Below are 17,322 nucleotides of genomic sequence, written 5' to 3' on the forward strand. Positions count from 1 at the left end.
AGCCGGACAGAACAGTCGCAGGACAGCCCAGCAGGACGTCAGTCAGACCCTGAGCCACGACCACCGGAACCCGCTACGAGTATCAATGTCAGACCTGCCTGGGATGCTCCGAGCATGGAGATGACAGTGCAGCTGACGATCGACTGCTCCGATCCGCAGAGAATGGTGACTTTCTGGGCCGAGGCCCTGGGCTACGTGCCTGAGCCTCCGCCGGGCGGGCACGCCACGTGGCGTGCTTACTGGGCGGCGGTGGGGGTGCCCGAGGCAGAGTTGCCGGCCGGCGCCGGGGATATTCCGGAGTCGATCATCGATCCCGCGGGACGTGGACCGAGGGTGTGGTTCCAGCAGGTTCCGGAGCCGAAGGTCGCCAAGAACCGGTTGCACTTCGACCTGAAGGTCGGTGGGGGCCGTGACGTCCCATTGGACGTCCGCACACATCGGGTCAAGGCTACGGTGGAACGGCTGGTCAAAGCTGGTGCCACCGTGCTGCGGATCAAGGATGAGCCGGACATGGGACTCTACGCCGCCGCCATGCAGGACCCCGAGGGCAACGAATTCGACGTCGTCTGAGAGCCGTTGCGACTGTGCTGGTCACAGCCACTCGTTCACGGCTGCGACCAGCACAGTCGCCTCGTAGCGGACGGAGAGCTTGTCGTACCTCGTGGCCACTGCTCTGTGCCTTTTAAGTCGGTTGATGCCGCACTCGACCGCATGCCGAGCCTTGTAGTCCTCGGCGTCGAATCTGGGCGGCCGGCCGCCGCGAGAGCCCAGCTTCTTGCGGTTACGTGCCTGGTCGGCCTTGTCCGGGATGGTGCAACGGATGCCGCGTCGGTGCAGGTAGGCACGGTTTCTGCGGGAGGCGTACGCCTTGTCAGCCCTCACGCGATCGGGCCGGACACCTGGTCGGCCCGACCCGATGCGGGGCACGCGAACCTTCTCCAGCACGGGTTCGAACTGCGGCGAGTCCCCGCGCTGTCCAGCGGTGATCACGATGGACATGGGCTTCTGTCCCTGCTCAACGGCCAGGTGCAGCTTGGTGGTGAACCCGCCGCGCGAACGTCCCAGCCCGTGATCAGAGGGCTCGGTGAATACGCCGCCGGGTGGTTCTTTCTGCAGGTCACCCCGTTTACGGGCCCCGGCCGCATGCTGATGAGCGCGGCACACCGTGGAGTCGACACTCAAATCCCACGTGATCGCACCCTCCGCATCAACCAGGGACTGCAGCCCCGTGAGGACCCGGTGCCAGGTGCCGTCGCGCTGCCATCGACGGAACAGGTCGTAGATCCGGCCCCACGGCCCGTACTCAACAGGGACGTCCCTCCATGGAACACCGGTACGAACCCGGAACCGTATGCCGTCGATGAGCTGCCGCCGGGACCAGATGGGCGGCCGCCCTGCCTTCCTCCCCTTCGGCAACAACGGCTCCAACACCGCCCACTGTGCATCCGTGAGATCTCCCCGAGCCATGAAACGTGATCATTCATCACTCAAGATCTACTTTCGATACACGCCCTAACACTCTTTTCCGCGACACCTGTCGCGCACCACACATCTACCGGTGCCTGCCGCTGAGCTGGGCAAAGCCAACGCGCTCCAGGCTCGTCCGCCCCTCAACACCCATAGGAGCCACATGAGCGAGGAGGGCCGGCCACGACTCGGCAGCGGTCGGGCCATCAGCGTCGGACTCCGGCCGGCCCTTCGCCGCTTCCCATCTGCCTGTATGACGTGCGGACTTCGGAGCCGTCCGGCTCTGGAGTCCGGTTGCTCCATCACCCACTCGAGGCCGGCTGACCGGTGCTCTGCAGTTCCAGGCCCATGCACTCGGCGAGGCCGGCGGCGAGTGCCGACAGCGTCGGATGCTGCCAGACAAAGTTACTGGCGAGCTCGACCCCGAGGTCGGATTCCAGACGGACCCGTAATTCCATGGACAGCAGTGAATCGAAGCCCAGTGCCTTCAGAGGGGTCTGCGGGTCAAGGGTGGTGCTGCCCAGCCGGAGAACTCCGCGAATGTGATCGGCCAAGTAGGTCTCGAGGGCCTCTCGCCGGGCGATGCCTGGCGCAAGGCCCTCGAGACGGCCCCGGATGTCGTGGGAGTCCTCCGGCACGTCGGCCGCGTGTTCGTTGCCCGGGGCGAGGAGGCTGAAGAACGAGGACCGCCATCCGGCAGATGGGATCCAGGTGCTCGGCTCCCCGGGAATCACTCCGGTCTGGACGCGTCCGTGCGCCAGGAGAGAGTGGAGCGCCAGCAACCCTTGGTCGGTCGGGATCGTCTCGTAGCCCCGGCTGCTGAAGTCGGTTGCGACACCGGTCTCGCCCCATGGCCCCCAGTTGACGGCGAGCGTGGGCAGGCCTTCGCTGGTCCGCCAGGCGGCGAAGGCGTCGAGCCAGGAGTTGGCGGCCGCGTACACGCCCTGCCCGGGGTTGCCCAGCAACGAGGCCATGGAGGAGAAGACGACGAACCAGTCCAGTCTGTGCGCTGCTGTGGCGTTGTGCAGTTTCCATGCGCCGGTGACCTTGGGGTTCCATACGCGCTTCAGCTGGGGGTCGCTGATGTTGGTGATCGCGGCGTCCTCAAGGACCATGGCGCAGTGCATGACACCCCGCAGGGGTGTCCCGTCTTCGGTGGCGGTGGCCACAAGGCGTTCGGCGGTACCCGGTTTGACGATGTCGCTCAGCACGACAGTGATCCGGGTACCGTCGGCGGACAGCTTCCTGATTGCGCGTGCGGCGGCGAGGGAAGGAGGTGTACGACCGTTGAGGACGATGTGACTCGCACCCTGCCCGGCCAGCCAGTGCGCGGTTGCCAGGCCGAGGCCGCGCAAGCCGCCCGTGACGATGTAGGCGCCGTCGGTGTGAACGACGGGCGGCCCCTCGGGAAGGACCGCGGTGGTCTCCCCCCGGTTCGGGATGGTCAGGACCAGCTTGCCGATGTGGCGGGCGCCGGCCATCAGGCGAAAGGCGTCGGTGGCTTCGGCGAGCGGGTGCGTGGTGCAGAGCAGCGGCTTCAGACGGCCTTCGGTGAACTCAGTGAGGACCTCACGCAGCACGGTCGCGAACATATCAGGACGGGTCCGCTGGAGTTCGATGAGATCAACGGTGCTCAGGGTGATGTTGTGCCGGAACGGGGCCAGCCCGACAGAGGCGTCGGACAGGATGTCGCGCACTCCCAGTTCGACGAAACGGCCGAAGGGCCGCAGCGTCTCCAACCCTGCGCGGATTGCCGCACCGGAGAGCGAGTTGAGGACGACATCGACGCCTAGGCCGTGGGTGGCGTTGCGAGTCTGCTCGGCGAAGTCCAGGGACCTGGAGTCCATCACATGGCTGATCCCGCTGCCCCGTAAGTATTGTCGCTTTTCTTCGTTACCTGCTGTTGCCAGCACCTCGGCGCCGAGCAGCCGGGCGACGGCGACCGCCGCCATGCCGGTGCCCCCACTGGCCGAATGGATCAGTACGCGTTCCCCCGCGCGTAGCCGGGCGACGTGGCGCAAGGCGTACCAGGCGGTGAGGAAGGCTGTGGGCATTCCTGCCGCGGAGACAGGATCGAGCATGGCCGGAATCGGGGCGACCACGGTCGCGGGCACAGTGATGAACGAGGCGAAGGCGCCGCCTTCGAGGTGAACGGCGAGCACCGGGTCGCCGGCGCGCAGGTGCTCGACGCCGGGCCCGACTTCGGTCACCACGCCTGCGCACTCGAAGCCGATCCGGTACTGGATGTCCTGCTCGCCGGGCAGGAGGCCCATGGCCGTGAGTACGTCGCGGAAGTTGAGGCCCGCCGCCTGGACGCGCAGCTCCACCTCGCCCGGTCCTGGAGTCCGCCGCCCGGTTGCGGCGAGTTCCAGACTGCCGAGGTCCCCGAGCCGTCCCGCCCGGAGGCGGAATCCGTCCACTCCGTAGCGCACGGTGCGGGTGGCGGCCGTGACTTGTTCGGAGGCGGCAAGGGGGGCGTGATCGAGCCGGGCGATGTACCGGGTGGCGCCTCGTAGGGCGATCTCGTCCTCGTGGCCGTCGGCGAGCAGTTCCTCGGCCAGGCTCCGCAGGCCTGGGTCGCCGTGGTCTGTGTCCACCAGCGTGGCACGCATACGCGGGTGCTCGAACGCCAGGACGCGGATCACGCCGCGCAGTGCACTTTGCTCGAGATCCACGGTCTCGCCGGCCGCTACCGCACGGGCTGCACGGGTGACCGCGTACAGGCGAGGGGGGGTTGAAATGCGTGCGGTCGCCTGGGCGATGCCGAGGATTCGCCGGGCACGCCGCTGGGCGCCCACCGTGGGATCGTCCGCGGTGGTGGGCGATGTGCCGCACAGCATCACCACGGCGCGGGAGGGGGACGGGATGGCCTCCAGGTGTGTGCTGACGGAGTCGGCGAGCGGCCCGAGCCGTTCATCTCCCAGCGGGGTATCCCACACTTCGGCCCGGGCCCCGGCTTCACGCAGGATGCCGGCCAGTGCTTCGGCGTCTCCGCTGTCCTCCCCGATGACGAGCCAGTTTCCGGGCGGGATCTGCGAGGTGGCCTGCGGACGTGGGGCCGGATGCCAGCCGGCCTCGAGGAACCACTTGTCGGCCGTGTCGGCCTTCTGCGGGCTTCGGCGTGCGAACTTCACTCCGTCGAGGGCCATCACTGCATTGCCCGCTTCGTTCAGCAGGCGGGCATGCCCTACAGCGCTGTCGGCCGTGGTCTCGACGATTCGCGCGTGGCAGTACGCAGCGGTTGCGGGATCGCCCAGAATCCGTACGGCCTGCATCTGAACGGGGAGAATCAGTCCCTGGCCGGCGTCCTCGACGGGCCCTGCGACCAGGAGTTGCAGGCAGAGGTCAACGAGGACGGGGTGGACCCGCAAGGAGTGCTCTGCGGTCCGTGCGGGCGGCGGGACCTCCACACGGGCCCAGAAACTCTCACGGCTGCGGGAGGCGCGCAGTTCCGTGATTCCGGCGAACGCCGGACCGTGTTCCAGTCCCCGGGAATGAAGTCGTGTGTAGAAGGCTGCGGAGTCGATGGTGACTGGGTGCCGTTGGGCCAACGTGCTGACGGAGACGGTGCGGGTGCGCGGGGGCAGGGAGAGACGGCGCAGCACGGCGGAGGCGTACGTTACCCACTGGCCGTCGTCGCCGCGTCCGAAGATCTCGCATGTGGCGTGATCCGGGGCGGTCATGGTGACGGTCGTGCTGAGGTCGGTGTGCCCCGTCAGGCGCAGCATCTCCCGGAATGAGACGTCGGTGACCTCTACGTCGGTGGGGGCGGCGTCGAACACCTCGCAGGCGGTGGTCAGTGCGATGGCGTAGTGGGCGGCGCCGGGCAGTACCGGGGTGCCGTGCACTCGGTGGTCGGTCAGCCAGGGCAACCCCGTGGTTCCTGCGTCCCCCCGCCAGCAGTGACGCATCTGTTCGCCGGGTACCTCGGTGTGGCTGCCCGGCAGGGCGACGGCCGAGCGTGCGGCGCTCTGTTCCCCGGGGGTGGCCGGCGGGGCGGCATCCACCCAGTGGCGCTTGCGGTCGAAGGCGATGGTGGGGACGTCTGCGAGGCCGGCCTGCGCGTACAGCGGCGACCAGTCGACTTTGACACCCGCGCAGTGCAGGGCCGCGAGCTGGGTGCGGAACGTAGTGGACTCGTCCTCTGCGCGGCGTAGCGTGGGCAGCACGACCGGTTCGCCAGCCAGGTCGCCCAGGCTCTCCATGACGGCGTGTGTGACCACTGGGTGCGGGGAGACCTCTACGTACACCAGGTTCCGGTCTGCGGCGGCCGTGGCCACCGCCGGGAAGAAGCGGACCGGGTTGCGCAGGTTGGCGCACCAGTAGGCGGCGTCGAAGGCCGGCACCTCGTGCGGGTCCTGCAGCACGGTGGAGTAGAAGGGGATCTCGGGGCGCTGAGGAGTCAGGTCGCAGAGGGTGGTGAGGAGTTCGGCAAGCAGCGGGTCCACTTGCGGGCTGTGGGAGGCGACGTCCACCGCGATGGGCAGTGTGGGGATTCCGCGGTCCTTCCAGGCGGCGACGAGCCTTGCCACCTGGGTGGTGTCGCCGGCCACGACGGTGGAGTTCGGTGCGGCAAGGACCGCCACGGAGACGGACCCGGCATCGTTCGCGGCGAGTTCGGCCTCCACCGCGGCCCGGTCCAGTCCTACGGTCGCCATGGCGCCGGCTCCCGCGATCCGGGTGAGCAGCGCGGAGCGCCGGCAGATCACCCTGGCGCCGTCCTTCAGTGACAGCGCCCCGGCCACGACAGCGGCCGCGACTTCTCCCATGGAGTGGCCGATGACACCGGCCGGCTCGACGCCGTGCGCGCGCCAGGTGGCGGCCAGCGCGATCTGCAGGGCGAACAGCACTGGCTGCACCTTGGAACATTCCGTCACCGGTTCACCGGCGCGTACCACGTCCAGTACGGAGAACCCGGCCTCGGCGCAGATGTGGGAATCCGCTTCGGCCAGGGCCGCCGCGAAGGCCGGTTCCTCCTGCAGCAGCCCGCGCCCCATGCCCGGCCACTGCGAGCCCTGCCCGGAGAACACCCATACCGGCTGCCGGGAGACGGTGACACTCGTCGGTCCCGACACCACGGCCGGGTGCGCCCGGCCCTCCGCGAACGACCTCAGTGCACCGACCGCGTCGCGCGTTGAACAAGCCACGACTCCCAGACGTCCCCGCCCTGCGCTGCGTCGCAGGGCCAAGGTGTGCGCGACGTCGCGAAGCGGTACCTTCGCGCCGTCGCCCTCCAGCCAGTCGGCCAGACGCAGTGCCGCGGCCGGCAGTACGGCAGGGGATCCGGCCGGAACCAGGACCACTTCGGGTGCGGCCGGAGGATTCTGTCGCGGACGGGGCAGGGCCGTTCGGCTGCCCAGTGGCGGTTGTTCCAGGATTACGTGGGCGTTGGTACCGGAAAATCCGAAGGAGGAGACCGCGGCCAGCCTCGTCGGCGCCTGTACGGGCCACTGGGTCAGCTCGGTGGGCACGAAGAAGCGGGTCTTGTCTGCGTCGATGGCCGGATTCCAACGGGTGAAGTTCACGTTGGGGGGAATGAGCCCGTGCTGGAGGCACAGGACGGTCTTGATCAGTCCGGTGATCCCGGCGGCGGGCTCCAGGTGGCCGAGGTTGGTCTTGACCGATCCCAGAGCGCACCGGCCATGGCCGGTGCCGTATACCTGCGCCAGGCTGGCGAACTCGATCGGGTCACCGACCGGGGTGCCCGTTCCGTGAGCCTCGATCATCCCCACGTCCTGCGGGTCGATCCCGGCGTTGGTGAGTGCCTTCTGGAACAGGGCCCGCTGGGCGGTGAGAGAGGGAGCGGCCAGCCCGTCGGACCGGCCGTCCTGGTTCACGGCGGTGCCGCGGACGACTGCGAGGATGCGGTCGCCGTCGCGTACGGCGTCGGCCATGCGTTTGAGGACGACGGCGCCGCAGCCTTCACCGCGGACGAAGCCGTCCGCGGCGGCATCGAAGGTGTGACAGCGTCCAGTCGGCGACAGCATTCCCATCCTGGCGAAGGACAGGGTTGTTCTGGGTCGGAGCATGAGTGTGACGCCGGCGGCGAGGGCAAGATCGCATTCGTTGTGGAGCAGCGCCCGGCAGGCCAGGTGGAACGCGACGAGCGAGGACGAGCAGGCCGTGTCGAGGGCGATGCAGGGGCCGTGCAGGCCCAGGAGATAGGAGATACGTCCTGCGGCGACGCAGTGCCCGTTCGTCAGAATGGAGCCCTCGAGTTCCTGGGGCTGCCCGGCGAGCTGATCCATGTAGTCGTTGTAGCTGAGGCCGGCGAAGACCCCCGTCGGCGAGCCGGTCAATTGATCCGGTGGCAATCCGGCGTGTTCCAACGCCTCCCAGGCCACCTCCAGCAGCAGCCGGTGCTGGGGGTCGAGTACGTCCGCCTCGCGGCCGGAGACACCGAAGAAGTCCGCGTCGAAACCTGACACGTCGCTCAGGTACCCGCCCTGCTGAGGAGGAGTGGGCCCGCCGGCGGCCCGTTCAGCGCCGCCCTGTGCCCAGAGCTCCTCGCGTCCCGGCGGCGGGTTCCCGACCGCCTCCTGCCCCTGCGCCAGCAGCCGCCACAGGGCCGCGGGGGAATCGATGTCGCCGGGAAGCCTGCAGCCCATGCCAATCACGGCGAGAGAATCCGTCGCGTTGTTCGAGGTATGCCTGTGTCGGCCCACGGGAGTTCTCCTTGTCGATGTACTGCGCAGGGGCGGGAAACCCCCCGGCTCTGCTGACGGTCCGCCGCCCGGGGTTGACGGCGTGCATGCGTACCGGAGTCGGCCGGGTCGGGCGGGGGACGGTGGAGGGCTGAGGGTTACCGGGCCGGACCTCAGACGTCGGGGCTGCCCAGGAGGATCGCGCTCTTCACCCCGCCGACCTGGTAGTTGAAACTCAGCGCGTAGTCGAAGTCGAGTGGCCGGGTGCGCACCCCTGGAACGGGGTCGAAGGTGAGGTTGTCCGCCGGCTGCTCGCAGTTCGCGGTGGGACATACCTCGCCGCGCTCCATCATGAGCAGTGTCAGAGCGACGCCGAGGCAGCCCGCGGGCGCGCCGTTGTGGCCGAAGCAGCCTTCCTGGGACGTCATCAGCAGGTCCTGTGCGGTGGATCCGTACAGTTCCTTGATCGCGTTCGCCTCGAAGGCGGTGACCACCACGTTGCCGTCGCTGCCGCCGTGGACGTAGGGCACCTGGTCGATCTCCCAGCGGTCTTTGAGACATCGGCGGACGGCGGTCACCAGCTCGTGGCCCGTCTCGTCGGACGCCAGAGGATTGGTCAGCCCGTCGCGGGTCGTGGCCTGGGCGAGTACCTGACCGTACAGGTGGGCCCCGCGCCGAGTGGCGTGCTCGCGGCTCTCCATGATGACGGTCGCCGATCCCTCGCCGTGGTTGATGCAGTCGGCACGCCGGTCGTAGGGGCGCATGAGGGAGTCGAAGGACGGCAGAAGGGCGGGCATGTCGTTGGACCGGATGATTTCGTATGTCTTCTGCGCGCCCTGCAGCAGGCGCTGGATGTTGCGAATCAGTTTGACGCTGAAGATGTCGACGCCGGTCACGACGGCGATGTCGACCTCCCCGTCGGCGATCAGGCGTCGGGCGTTGCCGATCTGCACCGCGGATGATGCGCAGCCGCACGACACCGTGAAGTTGGGGCCTTTCGAGCGGGACAGTGCGCCTTGGACCAGGGCGACGTCGGATGGAGTGACGGCCTGTTCCGCCGCGACGAAAAGTTCCATCGCCTCCGTTACGCGAATGGTCTCGGGGTCGGCTCGCAGCACGGCGAGGTAGCTGTCGATGTTCGCGTCCACGCCGCCGCGTCCGGCCAGGATCGCCGCGTCTGCCAGGTCACCCGAGAGGGGGTCCAGCTCGGCGTCCGAGCATGCCTCCGCCATGGACACCAGGCCGAACCGATGCGCTGCGGTGTAGTGGCGTGAGAAGAACGGGGCGATATCGGGGAGGCGTTCGTCGAACATCGCGTCCGAGAGGTCTACGGAGCCGTAGTAGGCATTGCTCTGCCTGAGGCAGGAGGCCCCTCGGGAGGCGATGTTCCACAGGTCGTCCGCGGTGAAGACGGGTCGCCCGTCACCGGGAAGGCAGAACCCGATACCGGTGACCACGGCATCCCGCGCGTGCCGGCCGCCTCCCGGGAGGGGGGCCGCCCCGCTCACGACACACCTGCGTACAACAGAGAAATCGTCATTTTGATCCCCTCCGGATCAGTTGGTAGCACCCACACGTAAGCGGCTGTGTGCTGCTGAGGAAGAGATTCTGCAGCGGCCGGATTCGAGCAGGGCTCTATTCGGCAATGTATGTGCGGTAGATCCAGCGGTAGACCGGCAGCAGTTCGCCATCGAGTTCGGCATAGTGATCCGCGAACTCAAAATGCTCATAACCGTTCCAGCGGGGAACCGTCACTCTTGTTTCACTGTCCAGTGATTTCACTTCCCAGGTCGGCGGTGAGCCTTCCGGCCCCCCGCTGAGCATTACGCGAATCGATTGAGGCATAGCGCTCTCCTGTCGGGAGAATCAGCACTGAGTGACCAGCGGAGGCGTCGGCTCGATTGTTTTCCGCCACGCCGTCTTGAGTGCAGCCGGAAATGCTTCCACCACAGAACGGTGAGTGTCACGAAGCCGCGCAACTGGTCCAGGAATCCCATGCGCGGCGCGTCACTCTCCAGCGCACGGGAGCCGGCCCGGAGGAGGCGCGTACGGGATCGGCGGCCGGCCTCGCGTACGAAACGACGTGAACGCCACGGTGCCGCAGCCGGCGGTGTGCGTCGTCGTGGCCGCATTGACCAGCGCGGCCTCAGGGCACAGCGCGGGGGTTCGGGCGCAGGCGGCCGTCGGCATCATGACCGGTCCTGATGTCAGGAGACAGACCCCGATGACGGACTGAACAGCACAAAGAACTCGCATGGTGCCCCTTGACGAGGTGATGCGAGCCGCCTCTTCCTTGCCGAGGGGCGCTCATTGCGACGAACGATCCCGATGCTGCTCACAACTGGCTGGCCAGTTCTGCAGCGGATCGTCGGTTGCCGCGCTCCCCGGAGAGGAGGGCAGCCCACCGGTTGGATTCAAAACGGTTATCCCATGGAGCTGAATAATCTCGCAATGAGACCGCCGACAGTTCACCCGTATGGCGCAGTGCACTGAACAGGGGATGCCTTCTTCTCGGCAGGCTCCAGAAATCTGACCCCGCCGGGCCGCAAAGTCGGATTCGTGGCGATTTGCCGTCGAGATGTCGCGGCTGAAAAGAAATAGCGCGCACCCGGCAATTACCCAGCAGCGGCTGGTTGCAGTGAAATGATCTTGGCTTGACTGCTGCGATCACGGCGACAGCGGCCGGCAGCTGGCCCCCGCTCTCGGAGCGCATTTCGGACTGGGCCGATCGGGTGACTAACTGGCTCAGGGGTTGATGGCAGTTCATTCATTGGAGTTACTGAAGTCGTTGAACCGGTGGGCCGCCCATCCCTCTCCGGGAAGCTCGGCAATTGGCCCGCCCGTTTCGGCCCTTCCTTCTGGCAGGGCTCCGGCGAGCAGAGCCACTGCATGGCTGCCCCGGAGAGCCACCGGCCGGTGGATACTCCCGACATCGGCTGGTGAAGCGGCCCGCCGTGCTTGAGACCGGGCAGTGGTGCGCACGTCGCGGCTGATGCCCGTCGGCCCCCCGGTTGCCGTCGGGTCCGCCCCCGTCCCGAGCGGACTCATCGCCGCAAGCCACTGCCCGGTCGGCTTCCGCCAAACCGAGAGCCATTCTTCCTCCCACCCCTGACCCCGCATCGGGCATGAGGGAAGCCTGCCGTCGATCCCGGCCAGCCCCCGCGCGGACCGCAACGGTCCGCCTGTCACAGGAAAACCCGTCATGTCCACAAACACAACCTCGTCCGACCAGTCCCGGCCGGTCGCCCAACTGCCTTTCCCCTTCGGCCCGCTGCTCCTGGCGGTCCTGCCCAACTCCGGACCGGTCGCCGACGGCGATACGGTTCAGCTCCTCGGAGTGGGCCTCAGCGGTGCCACCAGCGTTCTGTTCGGTACCACGCCGACCACCATCGTCTCCCAGGACGTGCTGGGGCTCACGGTCACGATCGTGGCCCCTGCAAACGCCGCAGGCGCGGTGCCGGTCACCGTGACCACCGGCGGTGGCACAAGCAACCCGGTGTCCTACGCCTACGTGGACCCGTCCACGCCCGCTCCTCCCACCGCCACCAGCATCACCCCGGCCTCGGGCCCGGTCGGCGGGGCTACCCCGTTCGTGATCGCAGGCACCAACCTGAACGGTGGCGCTGTCACCGTCAACGGAGTTCCGGCCACCGTGCCGGGCAGTGACCCCACTGGGATCCTGCTGTTCGGGATCCTCCCGGCCGGCGCCGCCGCGGGCAACGTCCGCGGTCGTGGTCACGACCGCGGCCGGCACCGCCACTGTCCCTGGCGGGTACACCTACATCCGACCATCCCCCTCAAGGCCCCTGCCCTGCACGTCGCCACGCCGACTGGCCAGACGCTCGGCGGCTTCGTAGGCCGTCTGCGCGAGCTGGTCGGCATTGCGAACGCTGCGGTTGCGTAACCAGGTCGCCAGCCGTTTGGTGCCGAGTCGACGCAGGGCAGCCGGGGTCCGGTAGCCGGTCAGCAGGGTGAGCGGGCCGGTGTTCATGAGATCCAGCGCCCGCTCGAGGCCGGGGGAAGAGTCCGGACAGTTGCGCCCGCAGCCGGTTGACGGTGCGAGTGCGGTCCGCGACCAAGTCCATTCGCCTACCCGGTAAGGATCTTGAGATCGGTGACGGTCTCGTCGCCGGCGCGTAAGGGCTGCAGGTCACGCCGGATACGTACCTGATCCGCGATGACCGCGGCATCCTTGGCGTCGGTCTTGCCTTCACCGCGGTAGCTCTCGGAGACTCGGTGGATGGCTCGGCCGGAGATGTAGTGGACGAGCCTGGTCATGGTTGAGGGTGTTGTGTTCATGCGGGGCTCGGCGGACGGGATCCCGATTGCGGACCGAATTCTGGAGGGATTTCACCCGGTCAGTGAGATCCGTGCCCAGAATGTGCGGCCGCCGTCGGTCTCCCGCCGCGTTCCCAGTGCCTGGGCGAACTGCGCGACCACCACCAGCCCTCGACCGTACTCGTTGGCGTCGCCGGCACGGTGCGGGACGGACGATGTTCCACCCTCGTCCTGGACTTCCACGAGAAGCCAGTCACTGTCATTCTGCAGACGGCCGGTGATCGAGAGACTGTTGGTGTGGACGATGACATTGGTCATCAGTTCAGAGATCACGAGTAAGGCCGCACATCGGGCACTTTCGTCCGTTATGCCCTCGGAGTCCATCCACAGCCTGGCCAGTTGGCGGCAGACCGGCACCGCTCGCTCCAGTGTCGGTACGCGGAACGAGGCCGGTCGTCTCGTAGGCCAACCGTCGACCAGATCCCGGGCTGACGCCGTATCCGGCCATTGTTCAATCTCTTCGGGGGACAGTGCGATCTGCGCCCCCGACCAAGCAGTCGGCAGCATGGTTCTTCCTCTCTCATCCTGGGCCTTGCTCATGTGGCGGGGTGCCAGGTTTACGCTTGCGGACACAACGCGGCACAAGCCGCCGGCTACGGATTTCCCGCCGTACTGATGTGCTCGCCAGGCGGGGACAAACGCGCCGGGAGCCGAGTGGGCAGTTCAGTGACGGGAAGCGGGGTGCGCCCGCCGCTTGCACGGCGGGCCGTGCATGGGATGAGCCAGGCAGCCCGCAGTCCCCCATCCGCGGTGGTGTCGATCCCCCGGATCGACTGCGGCCCCCGGTGGCGGTGCTCGGACCGGTGCCGTTGAGGTTGCCTGTGCCGCCCGTGGTGGCAGCACAGAAGCGAGATGAGCGGAGATCCCACCGAGAAGCACGGCACCGGGCCCCTGGATCCGCAGGAGCGGTCACGGTCACACAGACAGTGCCGGTGTCGGGTGGTGATACGACCGTCCAAGTGGGATCGGCACCGGGGACGCCAGTCACCGAACGGGGTCCGGACGATGCCCGCCGCCGGCGTGGAAGGTGATTCGGTGCCGTGGGGGGCAGCAGACTCCGTGCTCCGGCAAAGCCCCCGCGCCATGCGCGACGGTGAGCGGCTTGGCTGAGAACAGCGTGAGAGCGACAAGGTATCCCCGTCGATTGGTGTTTCGCCGCGTCGACCGGAGCGGTCTCACTGCGGAACCCAGGAGTCCTGTGCCGGGCGTTGGACATCGGAACAATCGTCAGAGAAGCTCACATGGTGCCTCCAAAGAGGTCACATGGGCCGCCGCGCCAGCCGGCACCGGCTACTCGCACCGACTGGCGGATCCAAACCCCTCCCACGGGGGTGCCCATTGCGGCAGCCCCACCCGGCAGATCCCCAGGCTTTCACCTCACCTGGATAGCTACGAGAGAAATGAGCAGCCGCTCCCCCGGAGAGGGTGGGCGGCCCACCGGTTTGGATAGTGACAGTTATCCTCTCGGCCGCATATGACAGCAACAAAGCCGACAGGATGTCACCCGAATGGCGTAGTTACGGCAATACCATCGCCCCCGCACCGGACCGCTCGAAGACTCCCCGGGCAGGGCCGTCATCGAGCATCTGGATGAAGAGATTCATGCACGTGGGCAGCCCGCGATGCCATGGGGTCGATGCCACACGGTGCAACGATTCCACTTGGCGAATCGCTTCTTCTGACTACCTTTCACGACCGTCTGCAGCGGCTGTTCTTGGCGTGATCCGTTCGACCTGATCGCGTGGGGGAATTCGATGGCCGGTGACGCCCTATGGCAGAGCCATAAGACGTCACAACATCACGATCCCCTCGTTCTGTGGGGCTGCGCACTTCGACACCGTGATCGGCACCCATGACTCGGTTGAAAACCGCACCACCACAGGTCAGATCACCCTCGGCACCGCGAATCACCCGGCCCTCGGACGGCGTGAGACAGACCCGCCATCTGCCGTGAGCAGGCACGTTGGCGCGTGTTGCACAGTCGGCCACTGACTCCGACCACCGCACTGCGGTGATCGTTTGACGCCGAGTCAAGGAATAGTGCAGCCTCAGTGCTGCAGCAAATGAAGTCGCATACCAGCGAGGGACTTGGTCATGGAACTGACGCCCGAGCGACAGGCTTCCTGCGGCGTCTTCAGGTCGGGTGAGTGAGATCAGGCGATGCTCACCAGCCACGTCTGCATAACAACCAGCCGTTTCCACGTTGCACCACCCGGATCACCCCGGAGTGCGCATTTATGCGGAAAACGAAATCCCTTCCACACATAAAATGATCGAGCTTGGATCTTGCAGACGAAACAAGAGATGACTCCTTGCCACCACCGCATCGATTCAGCCAGATAGTTCCTCGATTAAATATTTTCCCCGTGCAGCCGGATGAACGTGAGGACAACAGGTGCTGGGCGGGCCTCGTGCAGGCCCCAGGCGTTCCGGTCTATCTACGCTCCACGGAATTTAAGTCGCTTCAGTCGCTGAAATGAGTACGTATGGTTCCTGAACTGCACCTATGTGACAGCGACTCAGACCGGGCCGTAGCGTCTCGACCGGCAACTTTGTTGCCTGACGTCCTGTCGATCACGCTGTGCTGCGCCCGGCGGGGCCGGCCGGTGCAGCCGCCGGTTGTCCCTCGCAAGACACCCCCCGCCCATTGCCACGATTGCCGAAAACCGGGCCACAGCTGCCAAGAGTGCCCGGGCATCCGGGCCGGCCATCGTTGTCACTGCTTCCACGCCGCGGCGATTGATGCCGGGTGTATCCGGGCGTGGTGGGCTCAGCAGCCCGAGTTCGAGGTGGGTGTCGCGTGCAAAGGTGCTGGTCTGGACGTCATCGATGTCGATGCCCATCGAACACCACTGCCCGAGCGGGACCGGCTGCTGCCCGGCATCGCGATTCCCTCGTGGGTGTCACTCCACGGGCGCCGGCCCGGATTCCACCGTCTCGCGCTCGCGGCGCTGGACGCAGGTGGCGGCTCCCGCCTCGCGAAAGCGAATCCGGCCACCGTCCTGGCCCCGGTCCTCGACTGCACTGCTGTGGCAGAAGAGGAAAACTTCAGTGCCGAGCTCAACCAGGCCGCCCACACCGCGAGCGGCCTGGCCGCCACCGGCCATCTGGCGGCGCAGGACGCAAGAGCGGCCCTTGTGGCGGCCGCGGTTCACGTGCGCCCGGGCCAGGAACGCCGAACACTGCACATCGTCCAGTCCGGGATGTCTGCGGGCAGCCGCCGTCCCCTCGATCTGGGAGACCGTAGGTGAATCACGCACCGAGCCACGACGACGGGCCGTTCCACCCTCACGAGGTCGCGCGCCAAATTCTGCTCGGCTCCCCTGCCGGCACCGTCCCGGCGCAGGCCGCCAAGACAGCTGCGCCGACAGCGATGCGGGCAACCGAGCACGGTCTGCTGCCCGACACCCTCAGCGACCGTGGCAACGCCAAGTTGTTTGTCGCCTTGTACGGGCGGGAGTTCAAGCATGTGCCGGGCCTGGGCTGGTACCGGTGGTCGGGCTATCGGTGGGAGACCGACGAGGCCGACACCGTACTGTGGGCGGCCGGCGAGATGGCCGAGAGGCTGGCGGAGACCGACCCGCACGGGCGGCACGGAGGGGCGGAGCTTCGCCGGCACCGCCGACGGGCTCTGGCGACATCCGGAATGATGGCCATGCTGATACAGGCCAAGGCCGCGCCGGGGATGGCTCTCAACGCTTCGCTGCTGAACGCGGATCCCTATGCGCTGTGCACGCCGGACGGGGTGGTCGACCTCCACACCGGTCTGGTCGCCGCGCCGGATCCGGAGAGGCACTGCCACTCGCGTGCCACGAGTGTCGAAGCCCGGTCGATGGAAACACCCCGCTGGCAGCGGTTCCTCAACGACGCATTCGGCGACGACGCCGACGGCCGTCAGATGATCGACTTCCTGCACGAACTGCTGGGCTACTCGATCACCGGGGATGTCGGCGCGCAGATCATTCCGTTCCTGTGCGGACAGGGGAAGAACGGCAAGAGCGTTCTTCTGGACGTCATCGTCAAACTTCTCGGGGACTACGCGGATGCCGCCCCGCCCGGTTTTCTGATGGCCCGGTCTTTCGAAGCACACCCCACCGATCTTGCCGAACTGCATGGCCGGCGCATCATCGTCTGCTCCGAACTCAAGTCCGGCGACCGCTTCGACGAGTCCCGCGTCAAGTTACTGACCGGAGGAGACCGGATCAAGGCCCGCAGGATGCGACAGGACTTCTTCAGTTTCGCCCCCACCCACACACTGTGGCTGCTCGGCAACCAACGCCCCGAAGTCGCAACCGGCGGCTACGCGTTCTGGCGCCGGCTGAGGATGATCCCGTTCGAGCGGACCATCGCAGACGACCGGAAGGTCGACAACCTCGCCGACGCCCTGGTCACCGAAGAAGGCCCCGGCATCCTGCACTGGCTCGTCACCGGCGCACGCCGCTATCTGAACGGCCCTCGCGACCTGACCGGCCCCCCACAGGTACGCACCGCCACCCACGCGTACGCAAAGACCGAAGACCACACGGGCCGGTTCCTGAGCGAGTGCTGCACCGTGGACCCCGCCATGCGTGCGGAACAGACCCAGCTCTACACCAGCTACCGGAACTGGTGCCGGCTCGGGGGCGCCAACCCGACTTCCTCACGAGCGTTCGCCGCACGTGTACGTGAGACCGTCGGCATCACCACACCCAAGAAGATGATCCTGTCCAACCAACGCAAGTTCTACCCCGGTATCGGACTGAACCCTGAACCGGGAGAGAAAGCATGAGGGGGGTTAACCCCAAGGCCGGGTAGTTAGCGTTCTCGCAGGTCACGCAAGGGAGTTGATCGGCTCTTGCGTAGCGGCTGTGTAGATGCCGGGGCCGTGCTTTCG

At 67.1% G+C, this 17,322-nt stretch carries 9 protein-coding genes and 1 pseudogene; 4 read left to right on the plus strand and 6 right to left on the minus strand.

Annotated elements, in window-relative coordinates:
• Positions 1-114: 114 nt before the first annotated feature.
• Positions 115-570 (plus strand): VOC family protein, encoded by a 456-nt coding sequence (locus ACGFU7_RS44975; RefSeq protein WP_393704298.1) that lies wholly within the window; start codon positions 115-117, stop codon positions 568-570.
• A gap of 21 nt (positions 571-591) precedes the next feature.
• Here the strand turns inward: ACGFU7_RS44975 and ACGFU7_RS44980 are convergent, their stop codons facing one another.
• The 4 genes from ACGFU7_RS44980 to ACGFU7_RS44995 all read right to left on the minus strand — a co-directional run bounded on the left by ACGFU7_RS44980 (position 592) and on the right by ACGFU7_RS44995 (position 9,956).
• Complete coding sequence (locus ACGFU7_RS44980) at positions 592-1,467, minus strand: IS5 family transposase (RefSeq protein WP_393704300.1); 876 nt, start codon at positions 1,465-1,467, stop codon at positions 592-594.
• Positions 1,468-1,769: 302 nt separating this feature from the next.
• Positions 1,770-8,132 (minus strand): SDR family NAD(P)-dependent oxidoreductase, encoded by a 6,363-nt coding sequence (locus tag ACGFU7_RS44985; RefSeq protein WP_393704301.1) that lies wholly within the window; start codon positions 8,130-8,132, stop codon positions 1,770-1,772.
• Positions 8,133-8,284: 152 nt separating this feature from the next.
• Positions 8,285-9,619: a beta-ketoacyl synthase N-terminal-like domain-containing protein gene (locus ACGFU7_RS44990; RefSeq protein ID WP_393704303.1), complete on the minus strand. Its 1,335-nt coding sequence runs from the start codon at positions 9,617-9,619 to the stop codon at positions 8,285-8,287.
• A gap of 127 nt (positions 9,620-9,746) precedes the next feature.
• On the minus strand, positions 9,747-9,956 hold the full coding sequence (locus ACGFU7_RS44995; RefSeq protein WP_393704304.1) for a DUF5988 family protein: 210 nt from the start codon (positions 9,954-9,956) through the stop codon (positions 9,747-9,749).
• Between the two features lie 1,357 nt (positions 9,957-11,313).
• Here ACGFU7_RS44995 and ACGFU7_RS45000 point away from each other — a divergent pair.
• On the plus strand, positions 11,314-12,015 hold the full coding sequence (locus tag ACGFU7_RS45000) for an IPT/TIG domain-containing protein (protein ID WP_393704306.1): 702 nt from the start codon (positions 11,314-11,316) through the stop codon (positions 12,013-12,015).
• Here ACGFU7_RS45000 and ACGFU7_RS45005 read toward each other — a convergent pair.
• Together ACGFU7_RS45005 and ACGFU7_RS45010 are read right to left on the minus strand one after the other, a co-directional pair.
• A pseudogene (locus tag ACGFU7_RS45005) lies at positions 11,950-12,371 on the minus strand (IS110 family transposase); the annotation flags it as partial. The gene ACGFU7_RS45000 and the pseudogene ACGFU7_RS45005 sit on opposite strands and share 66 nt — an antisense overlap.
• Before the next feature lie 90 nt (positions 12,372-12,461).
• Positions 12,462-12,989, minus strand: a complete 528-nt coding sequence (locus ACGFU7_RS45010; RefSeq protein ID WP_393704308.1) for an ATP-binding protein — start codon at positions 12,987-12,989, stop codon at positions 12,462-12,464.
• 1,946 nt (positions 12,990-14,935) lie between these two features.
• Here ACGFU7_RS45010 and ACGFU7_RS45015 point away from each other — a divergent pair.
• Complete coding sequence (locus tag ACGFU7_RS45015) at positions 14,936-15,700, plus strand: bifunctional DNA primase/polymerase (protein WP_393704310.1); 765 nt, start codon at positions 14,936-14,938, stop codon at positions 15,698-15,700.
• A gap of 122 nt (positions 15,701-15,822) precedes the next feature.
• Positions 15,823-17,217: a phage/plasmid primase, P4 family gene (locus tag ACGFU7_RS45020; protein ID WP_393704312.1), complete on the plus strand. Its 1,395-nt coding sequence runs from the start codon at positions 15,823-15,825 to the stop codon at positions 17,215-17,217.
• Positions 17,218-17,322: the final 105 nt, after the last annotated feature.

The sequence above is a fragment of the Streptomyces sp. NPDC048473 genome (genome assembly GCF_043200155.1).
In the GTDB taxonomy this organism is placed as follows: domain Bacteria; phylum Actinomycetota; class Actinomycetes; order Streptomycetales; family Streptomycetaceae; genus Streptomyces.